This is a genomic window from Comamonas sp. B21-038 (assembly GCF_022387135.1).
Lineage (GTDB): Bacteria > Pseudomonadota > Gammaproteobacteria > Burkholderiales > Burkholderiaceae_C > Comamonas > Comamonas sediminis.
This window is the reverse complement of sequence record NZ_CP092462.1, coordinates 4,626,608-4,651,275: the sequence shown is the minus strand read 5'-3', so window position 1 is coordinate 4,651,275 and position 24,668 is coordinate 4,626,608. Positions and strand designations below refer to the sequence as shown.

Here is a 24,668-nt window from a genome sequence, read left to right as displayed (position 1 = left end):
GCCGGCTCAAGGCTGCGGATGGGCGGGTGCAGCAGCGGCTTCGGCTGCATCAGCCGGGCGCTGCAGGGTCCATTTCTGCAGGCGCCCGTGCACAAACTCGCAGGTCACCGATGAGTCCGTGTTGTCGCGCCACACAAACACCTCGGGCTGCTCCAGGTCCTTGGACTGGCGCAGGCCCAAAGAGCGCGTCATGGCCACCACATGGACCAGCGGCACATTGGGTTTGAGCTTGGCATTGAGCATCACCGCACTGGCGACATAGCCCAAAGGCCGCTCGGAGGCCCGCTTCATGATGGTCATCAGACGGGTGAAGTGCAGCATCAGCCACAGCACGATGCCGCCGCTGACGGCCAGCACGCCCATCCATTTGTAATTTTGGTAAGCAGCCCCCAGCAGCACCAGCAAGCCGATGGGGATCAGTATGTTTCTCCAGTTCATCGCGCTATTGTCCACTGCCTCCGGAGTTGCCGTTGTCGCCAGGGGCCAATTGGGCCGTCCCCCGCCCTGCGTTGCGCACATACGCTGTAACGATATTGGCCGGTTGCCCACTGGTTGGACTTCGCTTAGAGTGGCACCATCGGGCTATGGATTAACTATCAAAAGGCATTTAACGATGAATTTTGACACTTATCTGAGCGCGTCCCACCAGAGCTTCTGGCTGCTGGTGGTTACCGTCGTGCCTGCGCTGAGCCCGATCGGCATTTCGGTCTTCTTTCTGGCCTTGACCGAAGGCGCCAGCAAGGAATTGCGGCAAAGCATGGCCACCCGCATCGCCCTGCAGACCAGCGTGCTGATGGTCTTTTTCATGCTCTTTGGCGCCATCATCCTGAACCTGTTTTCCCTGTCCATCGACGTGGTGCGGCTGGGCGGTGGCCTGTTGCTGGCGGTGATCGGCTGGAACATGATCAACGCCAAGCCCAATGAGGAGTTGCAAGAAAAGCCCACCCAGTCCTTGTCGCCGGAATCCGCCCGTCTGCTCACCTTCTACCCACTGACCTTCCCGCTGTCATTTGGTCCGGGCACGCTGGCAGCGACCATCACGGTCAGCGTGGCAGTTCTGGACAGCGAGTCCAACGCCGTCGTCGCTGCCAACCTGCTCGGTGCCGTCGCCGGATGCCTGGTTGCAGGCAGCACGGTACTCATCTGCTACCGCTATGCAGACCGGATACTCAAACCGCTGGGCAAGAGCGGCGTCATGGTCTTCCTGAACTTCTCGGCCTTCATCCTCATGTGCCTGGGCATCCAGGTGGCCTGGGGCGGGCTGCGCAACCTGCTCACCGAGGTGCTGCGCCGTGGCGTTGCCTGAGACCTACGAACACTTGCACAGATACCGGATCCCTTCACACAACAGCGCTTTAATTTTGATAGCATTTGAGCTTGCCCGGTATCCAGCCCTGGCCGTCAGCCCCTGAGTCCAACGCCCTGCCATGCCTGCGAGCGAGCCCGCCGGCCTGCAGGGCGCGAACCCCAACACCATGACCCATTGCACATCTTCCCCTTTGTGGCGCAACGGCCTGGCGCTTGCGCTGGCTGCCCTGCTGGCAGCGCCCGCCATGGCCCAGGCGCCGCTGGTACAGACGGCCAACCCGCTCGCGGCGGAGGCTGCCGTGCCGGCGCCCACGGCGCCACCCCTGTCACCATCAGCGCCAGCAACGCCGGGAACGCCTGCTGCTGCCAGCCAACCCGCAGCGGCGGCCGAGGCCCCGCCCCCCTCCCCCGACGCGCAGCAGGCCTATATGGCTGCGCGCGACAAGCTGGTGCAGATCCGCACCCTGCGCCGCCAGACCAATACGCAAAGCAGCACCGGTTCGGGCTTTTTTGTCTCCGAGGATGGGTTGCTGATCACCAACTACCACGTGGTCAGCCAGCTCGCGCTGGAGCCCGAACGCCACCGCGCGGTGCTGGTCTCGGTCAGCGGCCAGGAGGCGCCGGTGCAGTTGCTCGCGATCGATGTGCTGCATGACCTGGCCTTGCTGCGCGTCACCCCGCCGCCAGCCAGCGAAGCGGCCCCAGCGCCCCGCTACAGTGCGCTGCCACTGCGCCCCAGCAGCCGGCCGCTGAGCGGCGGCGAGCGTATCTTCTCGCTGGGCAACCCGCTGGACGTGGGCTTTGCGATCACCGAGGGCACCTACAACGGTCTGGTGCAGCGCAGCTTCTACCCGCGCATCTTCTTTGGCGGCACCCTGAACCCGGGCATGAGCGGTGGCCCGGCCATCGACACCCAGGGCCGGGTGGTCGGTGTCAACGTGGCCAAGCAGCTGGGCGCAGAGCAACTGAGCTTTCTGGTGCCGGTGGAGTTTGTCGAGCAGCTGCTCGCGCAGGGCCGCGAGGCTGCCCCGGTCAAGGGCGCCATGCATGCCGAAGTCACACGCCAGCTGATGGCCCACCAGAAGGACCTGGTCGACCGGGTGCTGAGCGGCAGCAGCCGCAGCGAGCGCTATGGCCCCTACCGCGTGCCCGTGCCATCCGAAACCCTGGCCCGCTGCTGGGGCGACGGCCGTGAGCGGCGCAGCGAATCCTTGTTCGATTTTGAGCGCAGCCAATGCCGCATCGACAGCGAAGTCTTCACCGGTGACGGCGATGTCGGCGGCCTGGGCATGCGCTACGAGGCCTACGACGCCCCGCGCCTGAGCCCCTGGCAGTTTGCCCATACCTATGGCAGCAGCTTTGCCAATGAACCGATGCGCAAGCGCGGCAACCGCGTGCGCACCGGCTATGAATGCCGCGAGGATTTTGTCGCGGGTGACGCCAAGCTGCCGCTGCGCGCCGTCGTCTGCATGGCCGCCTACCGCAAGTTCAGTGGCCTGTATGACCTGACCGTGCTGGCCGTCTCGGTGGACCAGCCGCGCCAAGGCGTGCTTGGCCGCCTCAACGTCAGTGCCGTGAGTTTTGACAATGCCCAGCGCCTGGCCCGCCAGTACCTGCAAGGCTTCTCCAGCGAGGCCGCCCAATGAGCCAGCACGATTACCCTGAATTGACCGATATCGCTCCCGAACACGAAAACACCAGCACCCAGGCGCCTGCCGCTGCGCAAGCGCCTGAAGGCGCGGTACTGGAGCTGGTCGAACGCGGCCACCGCCTCGCGATGGCCTTGCCGGTGTTTGCCTGGCCCTGCACCATCGGCCGCGCCGCCACCAATGACCTGGTGCTGACCGACCCCAGTATCGGCCCCAGCCATGTGCGCCTGCACCGCAACGAAGCGGGCCACCCGGATGCGGGCCCCCCTAATGCGGGCCAATACGAAGTCGAGGTGCTCGACAGCACCAACGGCGTCTGGCATGGCAGGCGCCACTACGGCGCTGGCGAGCGCTTTGTCTGGCAGCCCGGCCAGCGGCTCACCCTGGGCCGGGGCGTGCAGCTGAACCTGCGCAGCACCGCCCAGCCCTTGCCCGCCACCCAGCGCTGGCGCCCGTTCTCGCGCGCCCAGGGCCTGCTGACGGCCATGGCTCTGGTGCTGCTCGTGCTGCTGTCGGCCTGGACCACCTGGCTGGGCGCCACCGAAACCGGTGCGCTGGCCCGCCAGCTGCCCGCCATCCTGCTGTGGATGCTGGGCGGCCTGCTGGTCTGGACCCTGGGCTGGTCGATGATGGGCAAGCTGTTCACCGGGGTGACCGGTTTCTGGCGCCATGTCTGCATTGCCTCGGTCGGCATGGTTGCCATGGCCTTGCTCGATGTGCTGCTGTCGGTGACGGGCTTTGCCATGTCCTGGCCGCTGCTCAGCCGCTTTGCCAGCCTCGCGTCCTTCACGTTGATGGCCGTGGTCATCTGGTTCCACCTGCGTGCAGCCACCTTGGTGTCGGCCCGTACCTTGGCGCTGGCTGTTGGCGGCTTGCTGGTGCTGGGCATCGGCGCCAAGCTGGGCCTGCAGTGGCAGACGCAAAAGCGCCTGGGTGACAACCTCTACATGTCCACCATGCTGCCGCCTGAATGGCGCTTGGCCCCTACCACCTCGGTGGACCAGTTCATGCAGGGCACCGACAGCATGCGCGAGCAGCTGCAAAACCGCAGCCAGCTGGAAAAGGACGACGACGAGGAAGGCGACGACAGCGGTCTCGATTGAGCCGCGATGCGTGGGGCAAGCCGCTGCCCCATGACTGACAAACCGGCGGCGGCCCGCTAGCATCGAGGGACTCGACCTGATTCCCGAAGGACCAAGATGCAGTACCGCCAGCTGGGCGCCAGCCCCCTCCAAGTCTCCGCCCTCTGCCTGGGCACGATGATGTTCGCCGACCAGACCGACCTCCAGGAGGCGGCTGCCATCGTCGCCGATGCGCGCGCCCAGGGCGTCAACTTCATCGACACCGCCGACATCTACAGCAAGGGCGAGTCCGAGCGCATGGTGGGCCAGCTGCTGCAGGGCCAGCGCGATGACTGGGTGCTGGCCACCAAGCTCGGCAACCCCATGGGCAGCCAGCCCAACCAAGGCTACTACTCACGCGCCTGGATGCTGCGCGAGGTCGAGGCCAGCCTGCGCCGCCTGCAGACCGACCGCATCGACATTCTCTACCTGCACCGCGACCGCGCCGGCCTGCAGCTGCACGAGCCGCTGTATGCGCTCAAGCACCTGATCGACAGCGGCAAGATTCTGTACTGGGGCCTGTCCAATTTTCGCGGCTGGCGCATTGTCGAGGCCGTCTACACGGCCCGCGAGATCGGCCTGCCGCCGCCCGTCGTCTGCCAGCCCTATTACAACCTGCTCAACCGCATGCCCGAGACCGACATTCTGCCCGCCTGCGCGCAGTTCGGCATCGGCGTCGTGCCCTTCAGCCCGATTGCGCGGGGCGTGCTCAGCGGCAAGTACCAGCCAGGCATGGAGCCGCCCAAGGACAGCCGCGCCGGCCGCCAGGATGCCCGCATTCTGCAGACCGAGTTCCGCCCTGAATCCCTCGTGATCGCCCAGCAGGTGCAGCAGCACGCCGAGCGCCAAGGCATCAGCGCTGCGCAGTTTGCCACCGCCTGGGTGCTGGCCCACAACGCCATCAGCGCGGTCATCGCGGGCCCGCGCACCTTGAAGCAATGGCAGGACTACCAGCCCGCGCTGAAATACCAGATCACCGTGGAAGACGAGCGCCTGGTCAACGGCCTGGTCAGCCCCGGCCATCCATCAACGCCCGGGTACAACGATCCGGCGCATCTGTGGCCGCAGGGGCGCTTGGTTTAAGCCAGCTCAGTCCAACCCACGCACCAGCGAGATCGCCTCATCCACCCGGTCCACCGCGTGGATGGTGATGCCCTCGATCGGCTTTTTGGGTGCATTGGCCTTGGGGACGACGGCGACGGTAAAGCCCAGCTTGGCAGCTTCCTTCAGGCGCTCCTGCCCGCGCGGGGCCGGGCGCACTTCACCGGCCAGGCCCACTTCGCCAAACGTGATGAAGCCCTTGGGCAGCGCCTTGCCGCGCAGGCTGCTGGTGATGGACAGCATGACGGCCAGGTCGGCCGCAGGCTCGCCAATGCGCACGCCGCCCACGGCGTTGACGAAGACGTCCTGGTCCGCGCAGGCCACGCCGGCATGGCGGTTGAGCACGGCCAGCAGCATGGCCAGGCGGTCGCGGTCCAGGCCCACCGACAGGCGGCGCGGGCTGGGGCCGCCGCTGTCGACCAGCGCCTGGATCTCGACCAGCAGCGGGCGGGAGCCTTCCAGGGTCACCAGCACGCAGCTGCCGGGCACCGGCTCGCTGTGCTGGCTCAAAAAGATGGCGCTGGGGTTGCTCACCCCCTTGAGGCCTTTTTCGGTCATCGCGAACACGCCGATCTCGTTGACGGCACCAAAGCGGTTCTTGATGGCGCGCACCAAGCGGAAACTGCTGTGCGTATCGCCCTCAAAGTACAGGACGGTATCGACCATGTGCTCCAGCACGCGCGGGCCGGCCAGTGCGCCTTCCTTGGTCACATGGCCCACCAGCACCACCGCAATGCCGGTGCTCTTGGCCATGCGGGTCAGGTGCGCCGCGCATTCGCGCACCTGGGCCACCGAGCCGGGGGCCGAGCTGAGCTGGTCCGAGTACATGGTCTGGATCGAATCGATGATGACGATGGCCGGCTGCGTGCTCTCGCAGGTGGCCAGGATCTTCTCCAGCTGGATTTCGCTCAGCACATCGACCTGGCTGTTGTCCAGCCCCAGTCTGCGTGAGCGCAGCGCCACCTGGGCACCGCTCTCTTCACCGGTCACATAGAGTGCTGGCAGGCCCTGGCGCTGCAGCGCATCGACCGCCTGCAGCAGCAAGGTCGACTTGCCAATGCCCGGGTCGCCACCAATCAGCACCACACCGCCTTCGACAATACCGCCGCCCAGCACCCGGTCCAGCTCGGCAATGCCGCTGGGGGTGCGGGCGACTTCGGTGGCTTCGATGGCCGCCAGCGGCGTGACGGCCTGGGCCTGGCCGGCATAGCCGGTGCGGCCGGTCTGGCTCAGGCGGTTCTTGCCGCCCCCCGCCGATTCGGTGGCGCTCTCCACCAAGGTGTTCCAGGCATTGCAGGAGGGGCACTTGCCCAACCAGCGCGGGCTGGTGCCGCCGCATTCGCTGCAGATGTAAACGGATTTCTCTTTGGCCATGGCGAGGATGTTTCGGTACAGACACCCATGGTAACGGCGAGCGCAGCGCGGCGCCGGCAAATCGTTTAGCATCCCCAGGCGATACGGCATACGCCATGCACCGGCGTACAGCCCCTGCCCCATCACCCCATCCAGCACCGCATCCAAGGAGACCCATGAGCCAAGACCTGACCCTGTACTACGCCCCCGGCACCTGCGCCCAGGCCGTGCTGATTGCCTTGCACGAGGCGGGCGCCGCCTTCCAGGCCCAGCGCCTGAACATGGCCGAAGGCGCGCAGCGCACACCCGCCTACCTGGCCATCAATCCCAAGGGCCGCGTTCCCGCGCTGGTCACCCCGCAAGGCGTGCTGACCGAGACGGCTGCACTGCTGCTGTATGTGGCACAAACCCACCCTGACAAACAACTGGCGCCGCTGAGCGACCCGTTCCAACTCGCCCGTCTGCAGGAGTTCAACAGCTACCTGGCCTCGACCGTGCACATCAGCCATGCCCACCGCCCACGCGCAGCACGCTGGGCCGATGACGAAGCCGCACAAAAGGCCATGCAGGCCAAGGTGCCGCACAACATGCGCGATGCCTTTGCACTGATCGAGCGGCACTACCTGGGCGACAAGACCTGGGTGATGGGCGAGCAGTACACGGTGGCCGATGGCTACCTGTTCACGATGGCCGGCTGGCTCAAGAGCGACAGCGTCGATATCAACGAGTTCCCGCGCGTGGCCGCGCACTACGCCCGCGTGGCGGCACGGCCTGCGGTGCAGGCGGCGCTGGCGCAGGCCTAAAGCTCGCTCACATCCTAGGGCTGGTATTCGGCCGGATCGAGGTGCTCGACCGGCGGCAGTGGCGGCTGCGACACGCCCGCCACCGGCTCCCAGCCTGAGCCATTCCAGTCATGCATGGCCGCTTCGCGCTGGTAAAAGCGGGCCAGCAACTGGGCACCGGCGGTACTGCAGGCCTGGCCGGCAATGCCGGCGCTGTACACCGCCTCATACGCAAGCGGGTGCGGTATCTTGCCAACCACCTGCACCTCGGCGGAGCGGGGCAGTTCGCTGCGCAGCAGCAGGCCCAGCTCCGCATCTCCCCGGGCCACCAGCTGCGCCACCTGGGGGCCAAACACCTTGATGCTCTTGGGCAGAACCTTGGCGCTCAGATCCAGTTCGCGAAACAGCTTTTGCTCGATAAAGTCGCTGCCATCGGCCGAGGGGTAGGCGATGCTGCGGGCCGCCTCCAGCATCTGCTTGGCATCTTCGGTGTCCTTGAGCACCGGCAGCGGACGGCCGGCCTGCACGATGGCGATCAGCGGCGAGCGCACCACATCGTAGAGACGCCCCGGGCGCACCAGGCCATGCGCCTGCAACAGCTGCAACACAGGGCGCGGCGCCAGCACCAGATCGACACAGCGCGCCTGCTGCAGGTACGGGGTCAGCTCCTGCACCACCACATGCGGCGCGCCATAGCCGGGCTCGGCACGGATCTGCGTAGGGATCATCAGCTGGCCGGCCAGTGCCCGGTGCACGGGTACAAAGCCTTCGGTCATCAGCAGCTGCACCGGCAGGCTGGCCTGGGCCAGGCTGGGTTCGGCCTCCTGCTGCGGCGGCTCGGAGGCACAGCCCGCCAGCACCGCAGCGGCACAGCTGAGCAAGAAGGAGCGGCGAAGAGGCATCAGGCGCATGCCGGCATTATCAGACAGCCGCGCCAACCCTCACCACCGGCCCCTTAATTCACCACATTCAACAGGCGCCAGTCGATGTAGTTGTCCGCGCGGGTAGGGATGCTGACCTTCTTGCTGGCCGCCCAGGGGGTGATCAGGTTGAACAGCGGGATATGCGAGATGGCCTTGTGCTCGTTGAGCAGCACCTTCTCGATCAGCTGGTTGCGCAGCTTCAGATCGGTCTCGGTCTTGACGCGCTCGATCATCGCATCCTGCTGCGGGTCGGAGAAGCGGCCCAGGTTGAAGTTGCCATCGCCGCTGCCGCCCGGCGAGCGCAACAGCGCCTGCAGGCTGTAGTAGGCATCAAAGGTGGGCACCGACCAGCCCAGCAGGTACACGCTGGCTTCGTAGCGCTGGATCATCGGGAAGTAGGTGGCAAACGGGTAGGTGCGCAGCTTGGCCTTGATGCCCACCTTGGCCCACTGGGCGCTGATGGCCTGGCAAAGCTGCTCATCACTGGGGTAACGGCCTGCAGGGCAGGAGAACTCGAACTCAAACCCATCCGGGTAGCCCGCCTGGGCCAGCAGCTTCTTCGCGCCCTCGGCATCGAAGGCGAGGCGCTTGTCGGCCTGCTTGGTCCAGCCATTCACATGGTGGGCAATCAAGGTGCCGGTGGGTTGGGCCAGGCCGCGCATCACCACGCGCTGGATGGTGCCCATGTCGATGGACTGGTACAGCGCCTGGCGCACGCGCACATCCTTGAACGGGTTCTTGCCCTTGACGCTGGACTGCGGAAGTTCGTCGCGGAACTGGTCCATCCCCAGGAACAGGGTGCGGTCAGCCGCGGACTCCAGCACCTGCAGGTTGGGCGCCTGCTTGATGCGCTGCAGGTCATTCATGCTCGGGTCGATGATGAAGTCCACCTCGCCCGACAGCAGCGCAGCCGTGCGCGTGGCGTCCGACTTGATCGGCGTGTACACCGCCTGCGTGATGTTGCTCGGGTACTGGGTCTTGCCCCACCACTGCGGGTTGCGCTTGAGCACCAGGCGCGAATCCTGCGACCAGCTGTCGAGCACATAGGGGCCGGTGCCCAGCGCATGGCGGTGGGCATAGTTCTCGTCCTTGGCCTTGATGTCCTTGGGCACTTCGGACTGGTGCTGCACTGCCCAGGCCTTGCTCATGATGCGCAACTCGGTCAGCTGGTTGACCAGCACTGGGTTGGGCACCTCCGAGAAGATATCCAAGGTGCCGGCATTGACCACCTCGATGCGGTCGATGCCCTGGGTGTAGACCACAAAGCCGGAACTCTTGGCCTTGGCCCGCTCCAGCGAGAACTTGACGTCATCGGCCGTCAGCGGCGAGCCATCGCTGAAGGTCACGCCTTCGCGCAAAGTGATGCGCAGCTGCTTGGGGTTGATGCGCTCCCACTTGGTGGCCAGCGAAGGCTCGGGCTTCTGGGTCTGGCTGTTGTACTCGACCAGGGCCTCGTACACCGCGCGGTGCACCGAGTTGTTGACGCCGACATTCTGCGCATGGATATCCCAGGACGACAGATCGGCCGAGCGGGTCCAGCGGAAGTTCGAAGCCTGGGCAGAAAATGCCATGCTGGCCACCGCGCCAGCGATGGCCAGGGTGCAGACGCTGCGCGCCCAGCCGTTGCGGCCTTGCAGATGAGTGGTAGGTTGCATCACAGACTCCTTCATTCCATGCAAAAAATCAAAACGCCGCACTATCGCAGTGCAGCCCGGCCCCGCCAACGATTTATTCGTTGTATCGATATGGGCCTGGCGCTGTGCAGTTTCTGCTAGCGGCGGGCGGGCAGGCCAGTGTAACGGCCCTGCTTCAACCGGATGCGGCCTGGGCCGGCGCACGCCAGGCCACGGCCACGGGCCCTGCATCTGTCTGTAGTTCAGTCACCACCATGCCGGTGCGCCATCCCACCGGCCGGTCATCCGCCTCGGTCAATGCCAGCCCGGCGCATTTGAGCTGGGCTTCCAGCCGCGCCCATTGCCGGGCAAAGCCGCGCTGCCAGTCCATGCGCTGCAAGCCGGTCAGCGCAGCGGCTGCGTCAGGCTCCAGGTACAGCGCAGCCACCGCTGGCCAGCCAGCGGCATCGATATCCGTGGAGGCACTACCGGGCAGGCCTTGCACATCAATGCCGACGCAGCCCTCTTGCGTGCAAGCCCATACCGCCATCGCATCGGCATAGCTGATGGACAGCTGCCACCCCGCCAGCGTCTGCCCGTTGCGCAGCAGCTGCGGCGCCTGCCCCGCCCGGCGCTGCACAGCCAGTTGCGCCGGTGCACAGCCCAGCTGAGGCGCCAAGGCCTCGCCAACCGCCCGGTACACGGCCTCGCGCATCGCCTCGCGCGGCAGCACACCCGATGCAGCAGCGGCCATCTTCACCGCCTGGGCCCGCACCCGGCCCTGCAGCGCTGGCGGCAAGGCCAGCGGCTGCGGGGTCCCCGTGAGCGCTAGGCCCGCCATGGCGCGGCCGGTGCGCCCTGCCAGCGGCTGCCGGCCGGCAGGCGTTCGCCCTTCATCACCAGGGTCATCGGGCCCAGCTGCACGCCATCTCCCACCTCGGCGCTGTAGAGCACCGTGCAGCGTGCGCCCACCGTCACCCGCTCGCCAATGACCACGTCGTCCACCTTCATCACCCGGTCTTCGAACAAATGGGTTTGCGGGCAGGACAGCGCATTGAGCTCGCTGTGCGCGCCGATGGTCACGCAGTCGTGTTCGGTGATGTCGGTGGTGTCCAGGTAGGCGCTGCTGGCAATCTTGCTGCCCAGCAGGTTCATCGCCAGATTGAGCCAGGGGGTGCCGCGCAGGTAGCGCAGAAAATTGGGCACCGCAATGCCTTCGTACATGCTGGTGGTGGCCTCGGACAGCCAGACAAAGGGCGTCCACATCGGCGCGGCCTTTTTGCGGTAGCGCCCCACCAGCAGCCACTTGAACAGCGCCACCGCCCAGAAAGCGACCAGACCGAACACCATGCCGGCAACCGCCAGGTCCAGCACCACCGCACCCCAGCGGCCCGCTGCTGCCAGCGGCATCGCGTCGAGCACGATCGCATAACCGGCCGCAATCACCAGCGCATGGGGCGCGCCAATGCGGAAGGCTTCGACCAGGCCCCGGCCCAGCACGCGGCGGCGGGACGGCGCAAAGGTCAGGTGGGCGGGGTAGCCCTGCACCACTTCGCGCGCGGGCAGGTTGATGGCCGGCGAGCCGATCCAGGTCTGGCCCGCCTGCATGTCGGCATTGCGCGGCACGGCCGACATCACGCCGATCAGCACCCCTTCGGGGATGGTCGAGCCATCGGGCACATAGGCGCCATTGCCGATGAAGCTGCGGCGCGACACCACCGTGGGCTGCACCGTCATATAGCCGCCATCGATGCGCTCATCGCCCAGCATCACCGCATCGGCCACAAAGCATTCGTCGCCCAGGGTCAGCATATCGGGCACCACGCCCAGCGCAGTCGACAGCTCGGTGCGCTTGCCCACCTTGGCGCCGAGCATGCGGTACCAGCTGGCCGAGAACACCGTGGCATAGATGCCGTGCAAGGTGGCCAGGCTGCCTTCCTGGATCTGGTTGGTGAGCCACTTGCCCAGATAACGGCCACTGTGCACCGACCAGGTGCCCGGCTGCAGCCGGGGCAGGAACAGGTAGCGGACCAAGGCCGCCACCAGCATCGTGCAAAGCACCAGCACCAGGCTGGCGGGCAGCGCCAGCACAAAGAACTTGAAGAAGCGCAGGATGAAGGCGCCCAGCGCATCGACGGTACCGTCCTCGAGCAAAGGCCGCACCGAGATCGCGTCCACATCCAGCCAGTCGATCAGCAGGAAGGCCGGGAACACCGGCATGAAGAACAGGGTGGCGATGCTCAGACCACCCACCGCATAGACCAGCATTTCCCAGACGCGCCAGGCGGCGCTGGGGCGCACGCGCTCAGGCATGCAGCTGGTATCGAAGTCCGACACCGGCTGGGCGGGCGAGCCCGTCCAGACGCTGCGCGCGGGCTGCTGCTGGCCATCGCTGAGGCTGGACTGCCCTTCGAGGTGGGCCCAATCGCCCAGGCGGGTGTTGCCCTCCAGCACCACATAGGAGCCAATGCAGGCCTCGGCGCCGATATCGATGCGGCCCAGCAGCAGCCAGCCGCCCTCGACCCGGGCGTTTTCCAGACTCACCACATTGCCTACGCTGGCACCAGCGCCAATGCGCAGCAGATCGGGGGCGCGCACCGTCATCGAGCCCAGCACCACGTCCTTGCCCACGTTGGCACCCAGGGCCCGCAGCCACAGCGGGAACAGCGAGGAGCCCGAGATCATGCCTACCGGCACGGCCTCGACCAAGCGGTCCGCCAGCCACCAGCGGAAGTAGGTCAGCCCCCACAGCGGGTAGCGCCCCGGCTTGAGCCGGCCGGCAATCAGCCACTTGCCGGCCCAGGCCACGGCAAACTCCAGCACCGTGGCCAGCGCAAAGGCCAGTACCGATACCGCAATGGCCACAGCCACCGAGTCGTTCTCGTCACCGGTGAAGAAGTGGTAGGTGAAGAACGGCGCCAGCCACTGTGCCATCTTGACCAGCACCAGAAACGGGATGGCCAGCGCCTGCGCGGCGCCACAGCGCCAGCGGCGCAGCGCCGAATGCTCGCGAAAGGCACGGGGCGCTGCCGCCGGTGCATCGTCCGCCACCATGCCGGCCTGCAGCGCCTCGGCAATCGCGCCCACGCGGCGCTGCTGGTAGATGGTGCTGACGGTGGCCTGTGCAAAGCGCGCATCGGCGCGCAGCATCGACGTCAGCCGCGCGGCAAACAGCGAGTGGCCGCCCAGGTCGCTGAAGAAATCCAGCGAGCGGCGAATGGGTTGGCCCGGGAAGAGCTTCGCCAGCGCGGCAAACAGCACTTCCTCGGCCGGGGTCTCGGCGGTATCCGAGTCACCGCTGTCCACGGCGGCACTCAGCGCAGCCGCGCGCAGCGCCTTGCGGTCGATCTTGCCTGAGGTCAGGCGCGGCATCAGCGCCAGCGCCTCAAAACGGGCCGGCACCATATAGGGCGGCAGGCGCTCGGCCAGCGCGCTGCGCAGCGCTGCATGGCTGGGAGGCGCGTCCAGCGGCACATAAAAGGCCACCAGCTGGTCGATGCCATCGTCCTTGCGCAGCAGCACCGCCGTGGTACCCACACCGTGCTGCTGGGCCAACACCGCCTCGATCTCGCCCAGCTCCACGCGGAAGCCACGGATCTTCACCTGGTCATCGGCCCGGCCCAGGCACTGCATCTGGCCTTTTTCATCGATGCGCGCCAGGTCGCCGGTGCGGTAGAGGCGCGTGTCATGCGGCCCCGCCGGCCAGGGGTTGTCCAAAAACTTCTCGCCCGTCAGCTCCGGCCGGCCCAGGTAGCCCGCAGCCACGCCAGGGCCGGTAATGCACAGCTCGCCCACCTCTCCGGCCGGCAAGCCCACCAACTGGGGCGCCGTGCCTGCGGGAAAGCTGTCCGCGTCGATCACCTGCACCACCACCATGCTGTAGTTGGGCAGCGGCGTGCCGATGGTCACGGGCTCACCCGCCTTCAGCTCGGCCAGGCTGGCCGATACGGTGGCCTCGGTCGGCCCATAGGTGTTGAACAGCTGGCGGGGCGCACCGGTGCTGGAGCGGGCCCAGCGGTCGACCAGCGCCTCGGGGCACATCTCGCCACCCAGGTTGATGATGCGCAGGCTGGGCACATCCTGGGCAAACAGCGCCAGCAACGTGGGCACGGCATGCAGCACGGTCACCTGCTGGTCCAGCAAGGCCTGGGGCAGCGCCTCGGGGTCGCCGGCGATCTCGCGCGGCGCAATCCACAAGGTGGCGCCCACCAGGTAGCTGATCCAGATCTCCTCGAACGACATGTCAAAGGCTACCGAGAAGCCCTGGTAGACCTTGTCGCCCAGGCGCACGCCCAGGCGTGCATTCTCGCTGCGCAGAAAGTGGCAGATGCTGCCCTGGTTGATGGCGATGCCCTTGGGCTTGCCGGTCGAACCGCTGGTGTAGATCACATAGGCCGGATCGCCGGGCTGGGCATGGCTGCGCCGCCGCGCCGTGGTGCCAGCGGGCAGATCGGCCAGCAGGTCCACATCGGTCCATAGCGGGCACAGCACCTGGGCATCGCGCAGGCCCTGCTGGGGCGTGGCCGCTGCCAGCAGCAGTGCCTTGGCGCCTGCGTCTTCCAGGCAGGTTGCTATGCGCTCGGGGGGTGTTTCGCTGTCAAAGGGCAGCCAGGCAGCGCCTGTTTTGGCAATCGCCAGCTGCAGGCTGAGCAGCGCAATGCCACGTGGCAGCCACAGGCCCACCATGTCACCCGGGCCAATGCCGGCCTCGATCAACCGGTGCGCCGCGCGGCTGGCATCGGCATCGAGCTGGGCATAGGTCAGCTGCCGCGCACCGGCGATCAGTGCGACCTGCTCCGGGTGGGCATAGGCAGTGGCCTCAAATACATCAGCCAGCACCTCATGGCGCAACAGATCAGGGCGCTCGGGCCCCCGCAATACAACAGTCTCAGACATGGCAGCAATACCCGGCAGCTGCAGAAGGCGCACATGCACCGCCTTGCTGCACAAAACGCCCCAGAACGGGGCATTCGCGCATTATGCGGCGGCGCCAGCGCCCGCTGCGGCTGGATCCCCCTGCCACCCCCGGTCTGACGGCTGTGCGCAACGCTTTGTGCCGGGATTAAGGCCCGTCTAATCTGCGGCCGGCTGCGCAGCGGCTGCGGGCAACACGGCATCGGCCGACCAGCCCCCGCCCAGCGCGCGGTACAGCGCTATCTGGTTGTCCAGCCGGCTCTGGCGCAGGTTGACCAGTTCGGTCTCGGCCTGGAACAGGTTGCGCTGGGCGTCGATCTGCTCGAGGTAGGACGCATAGCCCGCCTCATAGCGGTCCTTGGCATAGCCCAGGGTCTGGGCCAGCACGGCGCGGCGGCGCTCGGCTGCCTGCTCCTGCTCGGCCAGGCGCTGCACGCCGACCAGCGCGTTTTCCACGTCGCCCAACGCCGACAGTACCGCAGCCCGGTACGCATAGGCGGCCTGGTCACGCTGGGCCGTGGCGGTGCCGTACTGCGCATCGAGCCGGCCGCCATCCAACAGCGGTGCCAGCACGCTGGCGCCCAGGCTCCAGACATTGATGGGGTTGTACTGCAGCGCATTGACAAACAGCCGCCCCGCACTGGCGCTGAGGTTGAGCTGGGGCAGGTAGGCGGCCCGGCTGGCACGCAGGCTGGCATCACTGGCGGCCAGGTTCAGCTCGGCCTGCACCAGATCGGGCCGGCGGCGCAACAGCGCCGATGGCAGCGCCGCAGGCACCACCGGCATCTGCAGACGGGCAAAGCCCTGGCCGTCGGCCGCCTTGGTATCGCGCACGGCGGGCACATCGCCGGCCAGCAGTTGCAGCGCGTTGTACTGGCGCGCAATGGCCAGCTCCAGCGGCGGGATCTGGCCCTGCACCGCCTCGTACTCGGCCTGGGCCTGCGTCACCTGCAGGCGCGAGATATAGCCCACCGATTCCTGGTCCCGGGCCAGCTGCAGCGCGGTGCTGCGGGTCTGCAAGGTCTGGCGCGTCTGGGCCAGTTGTGCTTCGCGGCCCAGCAGATCGACATAGGCCTGGGCCGTGGTGGCCGCCACCGTCAGCGCCACTGCATCCCGGTCGGCCTGGCTGGCACGGTACTGCAGATCGGCTGCGGCACTGCGGTCGCCCAGGCGCCCCCACAGATCGGGCTCCCAGCTGGCCTGCAGCTGGGGCTGAACGGAGCGGCTGGTGGTGATGCCCGAGGCCGTCAACGTATGGGTGGCGGCCACATTGGCGCCCAGCGACAGGTTGGGTTGCAGTGCGGCAGCGGCCGCCGCGAGCTGGGCGCGCGCAGCCGCCACCCGGGTGCCCGCCACCTGCAGGTTGGCATTGCGCGCCAGCGCGGCCTGCACATAGTGGTTGAGCTGCTCATCGCCAAAGGCCTGCCACCAGGCAGCGGGCACGGCTGCCTCAGGCCCGCTGGTGGCAGCGGCCTCGGTCTGCGCCCAGGCGGCGGGCACGGTCACGGCGGCATCGGCAGGCGCCTGGCGCAGCGCCGGTGCGCAACCGGCCAGCAGCAGGGTCAGGCTCAGGGTGGTCAGCGTGGTCCAGGCCGAACCGCGCACTGGCGGAGTGCGGGTCATGGCCGGTCTCCCTGGGCGGCGGCCTTGGCGGCGCGCGTGTCCACCTGCACTTCGACCGACATGCCGGGGCGCAGGCGGGCAGCGAGCGGCTGGTCCGGGTCAATCGCAATGCGGATCGGCAGGCGCTGCACGATCTTGATGAAGTTGCCCGAGGCATTGTCGGCCTTGATGACGCTGAATTCCGAGCCGGTCGCCGGTGCCATCTGCTCGATATGGCCGTTCAGCCGTGCGCCTTCCAGCGCATCGACGTAAAAGCTGGCGGCCTGGCCCTGCTGCATGTGGGCAATCTGGGTTTCCTTGAAGTTGGCTACCACCCACAGCTGCTCGGGCACCAGGAACAGCAGCTGCGTGCCAGCGGCCACATACTGGCCCAGGCGCACCGAGGCCTCGCTGATCTGGCCATCGCGCGGCGCACGCACCACCGTGTTGTCCAGGTCGATCCTGGCCAGGCCCAGCTGGGCTTCGGCGGCCTTCACCTGGGCTTCCAGGCTGGCCCGTGCCACCTGGGTGGATTTGATGCTTTGCTCGCCAATGCGGATGTCGGCCTGCGCCTTTTGCACATTGGCCTTGGCCAACTGGCTGGTGGCGCGCGACTGGTCACGCTCGCGCAGCGACACCGAGCCGCGCGCGGCCAGGTCCTCGACCCGCTGCAGATCGGCCGCCGCACGGCGGGCTTCGGCATCCACCGCCGACAGGCTGGCCTGGCGTGCGCCCAGGTTGGCGCGGTTTTGCGCCTGGGTCTGGTCCGAGTTGGCCAGCTGCGCGCGGGCATTGTCGAGCTGCGCCTGGGCCTGGGCCACTTTTTCGGCATAGATGCGGTCGTCGATGCGCAGCAGCACATCGCCGCGTTTGACGTGCGCATAGTCCTGCACATTCACCTCGGTCACATAACCGCTGACCTGGGGCGCCAGCACGGTGATCTGGCCGCGCACATAGGCGTTGTCGGTGCGCATCATGTCGGAGGCAAAGGGCGGCAGCTTCCAGGCCCAGAGCACCAGCAGCACGCCGGCCAAGGCGACGACCGCCATCGTCAGCACCGCGCGGCGGCTGGGCCGGATCAGCTTGGCCGTTGGCGATGCCGCAGGCGCAGCGGCGGGCACGGGCGCCGCAGGCGCTGGCGTGGCTTGAGGGGCTGCCGGCTCCGCTGCGGGAGCGGGGGCAGCGTTGGGGGTGGGTTTTTCAGTATCAGACATTATTGTTGCTTTGTAGATAGGGATCGAAAAGGGGTGGGATCAGACGGGGGCCGGCAGCTCGCCTCGGCGCCGCGCCAGCCAGGCCAGGGTGCGCTGGCGCAGCACGCGGTAGAACGCCCAGGCCAGGAAGGCCAGCGCCATCGCCCCAATGACGCGGAACACATCGTTGAAGGCACGCACCGCCGCTTCGCGCCGGATCACCTGCACCAGCTGGGCCTGGCTTTGGGCGCCGCGCTGCACCGGGTCGGTGATCGTGCGGCCCAGGGACTGCGATTGCTGGGCCAGGCGCTGCGCGACCAGCGGGTTGGTCACCGGCATCTCGGCCGCAATCGCCTGGGTATAGAGCTGGGCACGCTGCTGCTGGATACTGCCCAGCAGCGCCGGGCCGAGCAGGCCGCCCAGGCTTTGGGTCACCGAGAACAGCACGACAAAGGTGACCATGTGGTCCAGCCCCTTGCCCAGCGCGCGCTGGATGCCGATCATCATCACCGGCCCCATGAACAGCGCCGCCGAAAACGCGATCAGGAACTGGCTGAAGAAGAAGTCATGCGGGCGGCTCAGGCTGGTGGAGTGCAGGTCCAGCCATCCGCCCACGCCGATCAGCAGGATCGAGGTCAGGATCTGCGGCAGGATGGCCTGCGCGCTGAAAGTAGCCGCCCCGACGATCACGCCCAGCAGCATGCCGACAAAGATCACGCCGTACAGTGCCTGCAGCTGCTCGGGCACCACGCCCATCGCGCGCAGCAGACCCACCACGCCATAGTTCTGCTCGGAGATCATGAAACGCATCATGATGGCCCCGGCCATGAAGGTCAGCGTCGTGGGGTGCATCAGCCAGCGCAGCTGGATCAGCGGCGTGCGCCGGCTGTACTCCAGCAGCGCGGCGAGCGCAAACAGCACCACGGAGGCGATCAGCGCATAGGCCAGCCATGGGGCATTGAACCACCAGGCATTGACGCCCTGGGCCAGCACCGCACACAGCAGGCCCACCGCAGGCGCGACCAGCAGAAAGGTCACAAAGTCCAGCGGCTCGAACACATGGATCTGCAAGCCCCGTGGCAGCTTGAGCACCACCACGGCGGCAAAGGCCATCAGCGCCAGGCCCGCCTCGAACGCATACAGATGGGGCCAGGGGTTGACGTTGACCAGCGAGGGCGACAGCACCCAGGCCAGCGGCACGGCGATCGAGGACATGTTCATGCCCAGGATGAAGGCCGAGGGCACCTTGGACGCCGGAAAACCCTGCATCACATACATGACGGCCAGCGAGGTGGTGGTGGCCCCGGCAAAACCGGCCACCGCCCGCACGACGATGGACATCGTGTAGCCCTCGACAAACACATGCAGCAGCGCCAGGAGCGCATAGATGCCCAGGCCCCATTCGGCAAACACCCGCAGGCCCAGCTGCTGGCGGCTTTTGAAGACCAGCAGGTTGGCCGTCACATTGACCATCACATAGGCCGCAGGCAGCCAGGCGGCCTCCACGGCGGTCAGGCCCAGCTGGCCCTGGATCGAAGTCAGATTGGCGGTGACCAGGCCATTGCCCAGACCGCCGACCAGGCCGACAAACAGGCCCACCATGATGTAGGCAATGCGCCGGGGCAGCGTGTGCTGCAGCCGCGCGGGCGAGCCCGGCAGCACGGGGCGCTCATGCGTCTCCCAATCCGGGGGTTGCTCGACATAGCGAAAGGCAGGCGCGTTCATACCATCTCCCGGGCATCCACGCGCAGGCCCTCGGTGATCAGCTGCCAGGCGCGGTCGCTCAGCTGCAGGCGCTCAGCCGGTGTGCGGCCCCGCCGCGCCGCACTGAACATGCCCACGATCAGCAGCAAATCGGCGCCTTGCAGATCCTCCCGGCAGCGCCCTGCCGCCTTGGCCTGCAGCAACAACGGTGTCACCAGCGCCAACAGGCGCGCACGCAGATCGACGACCAAGGGGTCATCGAGCGGTAGCGAACGCCAGTAATCGGTCAGCGGCACGGTCAGCACCGAGTCATGCGCCCACAGGCGCAGAAACTCGAACAGCGCATCGGCATCGCCGGTAGCGCTCAAGGCCTGGGCCTTGGCGGCCAGCCGATCCAGAATATGGATCAGCAAGGCCCGCAGCAGCTCGGACCGGTCCGCAAAATTGCGGTACAGCGTCGTGCGGCTCACCCCCGCCCGCTCGGCCACCACATCCAAGGCCACCGTCACCCCCTGCTCGGTAAACACATGCAGAGCCGCATCGAGCAACTGGCTGCGATGGGCCAGCGCATCACTGCGGGGTTGGCGTTCTTTGGAGGTCATGGTGTGGGGCAAAAGCATTAAACGTACAAAACTGTACGCTAATTGCGCGCGGCCTGCACAAACCCTGGTGACGCTAGGGTAAACCCGTGGGTTAATGGCTGCCAATTTTTTGGGCAACTTACTAGTGACTTTCGAGAGAACAGCCTGCGAGATGAGCCACCAGAGGTCACGCGGCCCACTTGAGAAAAAGCGTGAGGCATGACACATTCTTCTCAAGTTATTTATAGATGAATGAAATATGCGTGAATCACGACATCTATGGTGCATAACACCTTTAGCAAGCAGAGGTTGGTCGGATTTCAGCGACGTGTAAGTCGAAATAATTCATAGATTTGCTTTTCTCTCGCAAAAGACTAATATCTATGAATGCCTCGCCAAAACACACCGCCCTCTCACTACCCGCAAGCCGTTCTGCAGCAGATCGAAAAGCTGGCGCAGAACATTGCGATCGCCCGTAAGCGGCGGGGAGAGTCGCAGGCGCAATGGGCCAAGCGCCTGGGCATTTCGCAGCCCACGATGGCGCGGATCGAGCGGGGTGATCCGTCGGTGGCAATGGCCTCCTATGTGATGTGCATGTGGCTGATCAATCCAAGGGGCGATTTGGCCGCGCTGATTGCGCCCCAAAACGACCATGCGGCGCTGGAGCGGGAGGTCGCCAAGGCAAAAGCTCAGCGCAAACCCAAAGCGCCCCAGCCAGACAGTGCTGCGCCGCCAACGGCCAACGCGGATAGTGCCGTGTACCCCAGCCAGGAATCCGACCTTGCCTCCATCATTCCTGGCCTGTTGAACGAAGCACGCCAGGAATGGACAAGTGCAGCCCCAGGGCTTGCCGCGCTCATGGCCAAGAAGCCTCCCCAAAAGCCATGACCACCGCCGCCATCCCCGCCGTCTCTGCACGCACCTATGTGCCGCAAGACCAGCTCTATGTCTGGGCCATGGTCAACCCAGCAGCGCCCACCTTGGCGGGCACGGTCAGCCTTTCGCAGTTGGTGGCGGATTGCGCCACATTCAGCTATGCGCCAGATTGGTGGAACTTTGCACTCAGCCAGGACCTGCCCTTGGTACAAGGCCAGCTCTTCAGCAATGATGAAAAGCATACAGCGCCCGGCGCCATTGACGATGCCCGGCCTGACCGCTGGGGCGAGCGCATCATCCGCCACATCGACCGGCCTGCACGCCTGTCAATTCTGGAGATGCTGCTCTTTGCCGGTGACGACCGCTTTGGCGCGCTGGGCATCTCCACCTCGGCCGAGCGTTACCTGCCGCGCTACATCGGGCCCTATCCGCGGTTGAACGACTTGGCGCAACTCGCTGCCGCCGTAGAAGACGTGCAGACCCAGGCCCCGATCACCCCTGAGATACAGCGGCTGATCCAGCCCGGCGTCACCTTGGGCGGCGCCCGGCCCAAGGCCTTGCTGCAGACCGACAATGGCCCTTGCGTCATCAAGTTCAGCGAGTTGGATGATGCCGTGGATACCCCGCTGATTGAACACGCGACGATGAGGCTGGCCGCACAAGCCGGCATGCACACCGCCAACACGGCGGTGCTGCCTCTGCCACCACGCTATGGCAAAGCACGGCACGCACTCACCGTCGAACGTTTTGACCGCATCGGCCCCTTCCGGGTGCACTGCCAGTCTGCCCATACCGCCCTGCGCGCTGCGGGGCTGGAGATGGGCTACAGCGCCTTGGCAAGCATCCTGCTGCGCCTGGGCCATCCCGAGCGACAAGCCGCCATGCGCGAGGAGTTGTTCAAGCGCATGGTTTTCAACATCCTCATGGACAACACCGACGACCATGAGCGCAACCACTGCATCAGCCTCAATCTGGCGGATGGATATTACGACCTCAGCCCCGCCTACGACGTGGTGCCGAGCCTGCAAAACCTGGGCTACCAAGCCCTCAGCGTGGGAACCATGGGCGCCGAATCCACCTTGGAGAATGCCCTCACCCAGATCAACGAGTACGGCCTTAAAAGGCCGCGCGCGATTGCGCTGGTACAACAGGTCGCTGCAGCCGTTGACCAATGGTCTGCGCATTTCCAGACGCAGGGTGTCAGCGCTGTGGACATGGAGCAGCTCGCAGCCAGCATCGACCGCGACGCGCTCCGGCTGCAAAGGCAGGCATTTCTTTAAAACCTGCGGGGCTGGCTGAAACCTTCAGAAGCGATGGCGCAGCGCCCTCCCATCCCAGCCCTTGGAAGATCTGCCTATATTTAGGGCAGCTCAGTGCCCATCCACCACCACCGGCACCCGGGGCGCCACCGCGCACATCAGCTCATAGCCCACGGTGCCGGCGGCCTGGGCCACTTCGTCGATGGAGAGCACCGTGCCATTGGCGGCGCGGCCCCAGAGGGTGACCTCGCTGCCCCAGCCGGCTTGGGGGATGTCCGTGAGATCAACGGTGACCATGTCCATGCTGACCCGGCCGATCAGGCGCGAGCGCTGGCCGTCGACCAGCACGGGGGTGCCGTTGCCGCAGTGGCGGGGGTAGCCGTCGGCATAGCCGCAGGCAACGACACCGATGCGCATGGGCTTGTCGGCGGTAAAGGCCGAGCCATAGCCGACGGTGTCGCCGGGCTGCAGTTCCTGCACGCCGATGACCTTGGCCGACAAGGTCATCGTGGGCTGCAGGCCCCAGTCGTCAGCGGTTTGCAGCGGGTAATCGGGCGCGCTGCCATAGAGCAGGATGCCGCCGCGCACCCAGTCGCCACGCTCGCTCGCCGACATATCGGGATGGCGCAGCAGCGCGGCGCTGTTGCAGATGCTGCGCTCGCCGGGCAGGTCCACAGTGGTCTGGGTGAACAGCGCCAGTGCCGCGCCAATGCCCTTGGCGGTATCGGCATCGCTGAAATGGGTGATGAAGGAGATCTCATCCACCTGGGGCAGCGCATTGAGGCGCGCCCAGGCCGAGCGGTAGCGCTCGGCGGTGAAGCCCAGGCGGTTCATGCCGGAGTTCATCTTCAGGAACACGCGGTGGGGCTGCTGGGTCTTGTGCGCCGCCAGCCAGTCGATCTGCTGGTCGCAGTGCACCGTGTGCCAGAGGTTCAGGCGCGAGCACAGCTCCAGGTCACGCGCATCGAAGACGCCTTCGAGCAGCAGGATGGGGCCGCGCCAGCCCAGATCACGGATGCGCTGCGCCTCGGACGGCTCCAGCAGCGCAAAGCCATCGGCGGCGCGCATGCCATCAAACACCTGCTCGATACCATGCCCGTAAGCGTTTGCTTTCACGACACACCACAGCTTGGCGTCTTGCGCCGCTTGACGCGCGCGTGCCAGGTTATGTTGCAAGGCAGCGGTATGAATGGTGGCTAGAATGGGGCGCGGCATGGCGAATACTCACAACAAGATGATGAAAAACCCCTAGTATTCTGGCACCGTGCTTTCGCCCCTGCGTGCTATAACCTCGACTCCCTACACGCAGCTTACAAATTTCTCGCGCCATTAGCATCCCTTATTAGCATCCCCAACGAATGAAGCGCGGTTTCTACACCATCATGTCGGCGCAGTTTTTCAGCTCGCTGGCCGACAACGCCCTGTTTGTCGTTGCCGTCGATCTGCTGATCAACGCAGGGGCCGCCGAGTGGCAGCGTGCCGCCCTGGTGCCCATGTTCGCGCTGTTCTACGTGATCCTGGCACCGTTTGTAGGCGCTTTTGCCGATGCCTACCCCAAGGGGCAGGTGATGTTCATCAGCAATGCCATCAAGGTCGTCGGCTGCCTGCTGATGCTGTTTGGCCACCACCCGCTGCTCGCCTATGCGGTCGTCGGCCTGGGCGCAGCGGCCTACTCCCCGGCCAAATACGGCATCCTCACCGAGCTGCTGCCCGCCAGCCAGCTGGTGCGGGCCAATGGCTGGATCGAGGGGCTGACCATTACCTCGATCATCCTGGGTGTGCTGCTGGGTGGCCAGCTGGTGGGCCCCCAGGTCTCGGGCTGGCTGCTGTCTTTTGATCTGCCGCTGATCGACACCCCCATCGACACCCCGTCCGAGGCGGCGATCTGCGTGATCGGGCTGCTGTATGCCGGCGCTGCCTGGTTCAACACGCGCATCCCGCGCACGAATACCCAGCTGGTGCCGCTGCGCCAGGACATGAGCCGCAGCATGTTCTCCAACGTGATGGACCTGCTGCCCGACTTCTGGCGCTGCAACAGCCGCCTCTGGCGCGACAAGCTCGGCCAGATCTCGCTGTCGACCACCACCTTGTTCTGGGGCGTATCGGGCAACCTGCGCTATATCGTGCTGGCCTGGAGCGCGGTGGCGCTGGGCTACAGCACCACCAAGGCCTCGGCCCTCGTCGGCGTGGTGGCGATTGGCACGGCAGTCGGCGCCATTCTGGCCTCGATGCGCATGAAGCTCGACGGCGCCACGCGGGTGATCCCGCTGGGCATTGCGATGGGCCTCCTGGTGGTGTGCATGAACTTTATCCACAGCATCTGGCTGGCGGTGCCTTTCCTGGTCGTGCTGGGGGGCCTGGGCGGCTTCCTGGTGGTGCCGATGAATGCCTTGCTGCAGCACCGGGGCCACAACCTGATGGGCTCGGGCCGCTCGATTGCCGTGCAGAACTTCAACGAGCAGGCCTGCATCCTGGGCCTGGGTGTCGTCTACAGCATGTTCACCCGCTTTGGCATGTCGGCCTACGGCGCCATCACCTGCTTTGGCCTGCTGGTGGCCGGCATCATGTGGTGCATCCTGCTGTGGCACCGGCATAATTGCAAACAGCATCCGCAGGAAGTCCAACGGCTGCTGGACATTGCCCGCCACGACCACCACCACTGACGGCACAAGGCGGTGGGCCCAGCGCC

Annotated in this window: 19 protein-coding genes; 8 read left to right on the top strand and 11 right to left on the bottom strand. The window is 66.3% G+C overall.

Features of this window, described 5'->3' with window-relative positions; translation table 11 throughout:
- Window positions 1-6 precede the first annotated feature (6 nt).
- Entirely contained in the window at window positions 7-438 is a 432-nt protein-coding gene (locus tag MJ205_RS21065) for a glycerate kinase (protein WP_239810231.1), read from the bottom strand.
- 175 nt (window positions 439-613) lie between these two features.
- Here MJ205_RS21065 and MJ205_RS21060 point away from each other — a divergent pair, with 175 nt between their 5' ends.
- From MJ205_RS21060 to MJ205_RS21045, 4 genes are all read left to right on the top strand, one after another.
- Window positions 614-1,306, top strand: coding sequence for a MarC family protein (locus tag MJ205_RS21060; RefSeq protein ID WP_239810230.1), 693 nt, complete (start codon window positions 614-616; stop codon window positions 1,304-1,306).
- Window positions 1,307-1,475: 169 nt separating this feature from the next.
- Window positions 1,476-2,954, top strand: a complete 1,479-nt coding sequence (locus MJ205_RS21055) for a S1C family serine protease (protein WP_239810229.1) — start codon at window positions 1,476-1,478, stop codon at window positions 2,952-2,954.
- On the top strand, window positions 2,951-4,060 hold the full coding sequence (locus MJ205_RS21050) for an FHA domain-containing protein (protein ID WP_239810228.1): 1,110 nt from the start codon (window positions 2,951-2,953) through the stop codon (window positions 4,058-4,060). The genes MJ205_RS21055 and MJ205_RS21050 overlap by 4 nt, the downstream gene beginning before the upstream one ends.
- 96 nt (window positions 4,061-4,156) lie before the next feature.
- Complete coding sequence (locus MJ205_RS21045) at window positions 4,157-5,161, top strand: aldo/keto reductase (protein WP_239810227.1); 1,005 nt, start codon at window positions 4,157-4,159, stop codon at window positions 5,159-5,161.
- A 6-nt stretch (window positions 5,162-5,167) separates the two neighbouring features.
- On the opposite strand, the gene radA is transcribed toward MJ205_RS21045, so the two are convergent.
- Entirely contained in the window at window positions 5,168-6,553 is a 1,386-nt protein-coding gene (gene radA / locus MJ205_RS21040) for a DNA repair protein RadA (protein ID WP_230773463.1), read from the bottom strand.
- Between the two features lie 155 nt (window positions 6,554-6,708).
- On the opposite strand from radA, the gene MJ205_RS21035 reads away from it, so the two are divergent.
- A complete protein-coding gene (locus MJ205_RS21035; protein WP_239810226.1) occupies window positions 6,709-7,335 on the top strand; it encodes a glutathione S-transferase family protein in 627 nt (208 codons plus the stop codon).
- Window positions 7,336-7,349: 14 nt separating this feature from the next.
- On the opposite strand, the gene MJ205_RS21030 is transcribed toward MJ205_RS21035, so the two are convergent.
- From MJ205_RS21030 to MJ205_RS20995, 8 genes are all read right to left on the bottom strand, one after another.
- On the bottom strand, window positions 7,350-8,225 hold the full coding sequence (locus tag MJ205_RS21030) for a substrate-binding domain-containing protein (RefSeq protein ID WP_239810225.1): 876 nt from the start codon (window positions 8,223-8,225) through the stop codon (window positions 7,350-7,352).
- A gap of 44 nt (window positions 8,226-8,269) precedes the next feature.
- Window positions 8,270-9,892 (bottom strand): ABC transporter substrate-binding protein, encoded by a 1,623-nt coding sequence (locus MJ205_RS21025; RefSeq protein ID WP_409411532.1) that lies wholly within the window; start codon window positions 9,890-9,892, stop codon window positions 8,270-8,272.
- A gap of 154 nt (window positions 9,893-10,046) precedes the next feature.
- A complete protein-coding gene (locus MJ205_RS21020) occupies window positions 10,047-10,691 on the bottom strand; it encodes a 4'-phosphopantetheinyl transferase family protein (protein WP_239810224.1) in 645 nt (214 codons plus the stop codon).
- On the bottom strand, window positions 10,679-14,746 hold the full coding sequence (locus MJ205_RS21015) for a Pls/PosA family non-ribosomal peptide synthetase (protein ID WP_239810223.1): 4,068 nt from the start codon (window positions 14,744-14,746) through the stop codon (window positions 10,679-10,681). Before MJ205_RS21015 ends, MJ205_RS21020 begins: the two co-directional genes overlap by 13 nt.
- A gap of 177 nt (window positions 14,747-14,923) precedes the next feature.
- Window positions 14,924-16,387 (bottom strand): efflux transporter outer membrane subunit, encoded by a 1,464-nt coding sequence (locus MJ205_RS21010; RefSeq protein ID WP_239810222.1) that lies wholly within the window; start codon window positions 16,385-16,387, stop codon window positions 14,924-14,926.
- Window positions 16,384-17,580: an HlyD family secretion protein gene (locus MJ205_RS21005; RefSeq protein ID WP_239810221.1), complete on the bottom strand. Its 1,197-nt coding sequence runs from the start codon at window positions 17,578-17,580 to the stop codon at window positions 16,384-16,386. Before MJ205_RS21005 ends, MJ205_RS21010 begins: the two co-directional genes overlap by 4 nt.
- A gap of 39 nt (window positions 17,581-17,619) precedes the next feature.
- Window positions 17,620-19,284, bottom strand: coding sequence for an MFS transporter (locus MJ205_RS21000; protein WP_239810220.1), 1,665 nt, complete (start codon window positions 19,282-19,284; stop codon window positions 17,620-17,622).
- Window positions 19,281-19,865 (bottom strand): TetR/AcrR family transcriptional regulator, encoded by a 585-nt coding sequence (locus tag MJ205_RS20995; protein ID WP_239810219.1) that lies wholly within the window; start codon window positions 19,863-19,865, stop codon window positions 19,281-19,283. Before MJ205_RS20995 ends, MJ205_RS21000 begins: the two co-directional genes overlap by 4 nt.
- A gap of 366 nt (window positions 19,866-20,231) precedes the next feature.
- Here MJ205_RS20995 and MJ205_RS20990 point away from each other — a divergent pair, with 366 nt between their 5' ends.
- On the top strand, window positions 20,232-20,732 hold the full coding sequence (locus MJ205_RS20990; RefSeq protein ID WP_239810218.1) for a helix-turn-helix transcriptional regulator: 501 nt from the start codon (window positions 20,232-20,234) through the stop codon (window positions 20,730-20,732).
- The gene (locus MJ205_RS20985) at window positions 20,729-22,000 is read left to right on the top strand and encodes a type II toxin-antitoxin system HipA family toxin (RefSeq protein WP_239810217.1); all 1,272 of its coding nucleotides are present in this window, start codon (window positions 20,729-20,731) and stop codon (window positions 21,998-22,000) included. The genes MJ205_RS20990 and MJ205_RS20985 overlap by 4 nt, the downstream gene beginning before the upstream one ends.
- A 90-nt stretch (window positions 22,001-22,090) precedes the next feature.
- On the opposite strand, the gene alr is transcribed toward MJ205_RS20985, so the two are convergent.
- Window positions 22,091-23,194, bottom strand: a complete 1,104-nt coding sequence (alr, locus tag MJ205_RS20980) for an alanine racemase (RefSeq protein ID WP_239810216.1) — start codon at window positions 23,192-23,194, stop codon at window positions 22,091-22,093.
- 143 nt (window positions 23,195-23,337) lie between these two features.
- On the opposite strand from alr, the gene lplT reads away from it, so the two are divergent.
- Window positions 23,338-24,642: a lysophospholipid transporter LplT gene (gene lplT, locus MJ205_RS20975; protein ID WP_239810215.1), complete on the top strand. Its 1,305-nt coding sequence runs from the start codon at window positions 23,338-23,340 to the stop codon at window positions 24,640-24,642.
- Window positions 24,643-24,668 lie beyond the last annotated feature (26 nt).

What these genes read in the sequence shown, in the direction of transcription:
- MJ205_RS20985 (WP_239810217.1), top strand. Translation starts at nt 20,729, where the DNA reads ATGACCACCGCCGCCATCCCCGCCGTCTCTGCACGCACCTATGTGCCG.
- MJ205_RS20990 (WP_239810218.1), top strand. Translation starts at nt 20,232, where the DNA reads ATGCCTCGCCAAAACACACCGCCCTCTCACTACCCGCAAGCCGTTCTG.
- MJ205_RS21000 (WP_239810220.1), bottom strand. Translation starts at nt 19,284, where the DNA reads ATGAACGCGCCTGCCTTTCGCTATGTCGAGCAACCCCCGGATTGGGAG.
- MJ205_RS21010 (WP_239810222.1), bottom strand. Translation starts at nt 16,387, where the DNA reads ATGACCCGCACTCCGCCAGTGCGCGGTTCGGCCTGGACCACGCTGACC.
- radA (WP_230773463.1), bottom strand. Translation starts at nt 6,553, where the DNA reads ATGGCCAAAGAGAAATCCGTTTACATCTGCAGCGAATGCGGCGGCACC.
- MJ205_RS21030 (WP_239810225.1), bottom strand. Translation starts at nt 8,225, where the DNA reads ATGCGCCTGATGCCTCTTCGCCGCTCCTTCTTGCTCAGCTGTGCCGCT.
- MJ205_RS21060 (WP_239810230.1), top strand. Translation starts at nt 614, where the DNA reads ATGAATTTTGACACTTATCTGAGCGCGTCCCACCAGAGCTTCTGGCTG.
- MJ205_RS21015 (WP_239810223.1), bottom strand. Translation starts at nt 14,746, where the DNA reads ATGTCTGAGACTGTTGTATTGCGGGGGCCCGAGCGCCCTGATCTGTTG.
- MJ205_RS21025 (WP_409411532.1), bottom strand. Translation starts at nt 9,892, where the DNA reads ATGCAACCTACCACTCATCTGCAAGGCCGCAACGGCTGGGCGCGCAGC.
- MJ205_RS20995 (WP_239810219.1), bottom strand. Translation starts at nt 19,865, where the DNA reads ATGACCTCCAAAGAACGCCAACCCCGCAGTGATGCGCTGGCCCATCGC.
- MJ205_RS21055 (WP_239810229.1), top strand. Translation starts at nt 1,476, where the DNA reads ATGACCCATTGCACATCTTCCCCTTTGTGGCGCAACGGCCTGGCGCTT.
- lplT (WP_239810215.1), top strand. Translation starts at nt 23,338, where the DNA reads ATGAAGCGCGGTTTCTACACCATCATGTCGGCGCAGTTTTTCAGCTCG.
- alr (WP_239810216.1), bottom strand. Translation starts at nt 23,194, where the DNA reads ATGCCGCGCCCCATTCTAGCCACCATTCATACCGCTGCCTTGCAACAT.
- MJ205_RS21035 (WP_239810226.1), top strand. Translation starts at nt 6,709, where the DNA reads ATGAGCCAAGACCTGACCCTGTACTACGCCCCCGGCACCTGCGCCCAG.
- MJ205_RS21065 (WP_239810231.1), bottom strand. Translation starts at nt 438, where the DNA reads ATGAACTGGAGAAACATACTGATCCCCATCGGCTTGCTGGTGCTGCTG.
- MJ205_RS21020 (WP_239810224.1), bottom strand. Translation starts at nt 10,691, where the DNA reads ATGGCGGGCCTAGCGCTCACGGGGACCCCGCAGCCGCTGGCCTTGCCG.
- MJ205_RS21045 (WP_239810227.1), top strand. Translation starts at nt 4,157, where the DNA reads ATGCAGTACCGCCAGCTGGGCGCCAGCCCCCTCCAAGTCTCCGCCCTC.
- MJ205_RS21005 (WP_239810221.1), bottom strand. Translation starts at nt 17,580, where the DNA reads ATGTCTGATACTGAAAAACCCACCCCCAACGCTGCCCCCGCTCCCGCA.
- MJ205_RS21050 (WP_239810228.1), top strand. Translation starts at nt 2,951, where the DNA reads ATGAGCCAGCACGATTACCCTGAATTGACCGATATCGCTCCCGAACAC.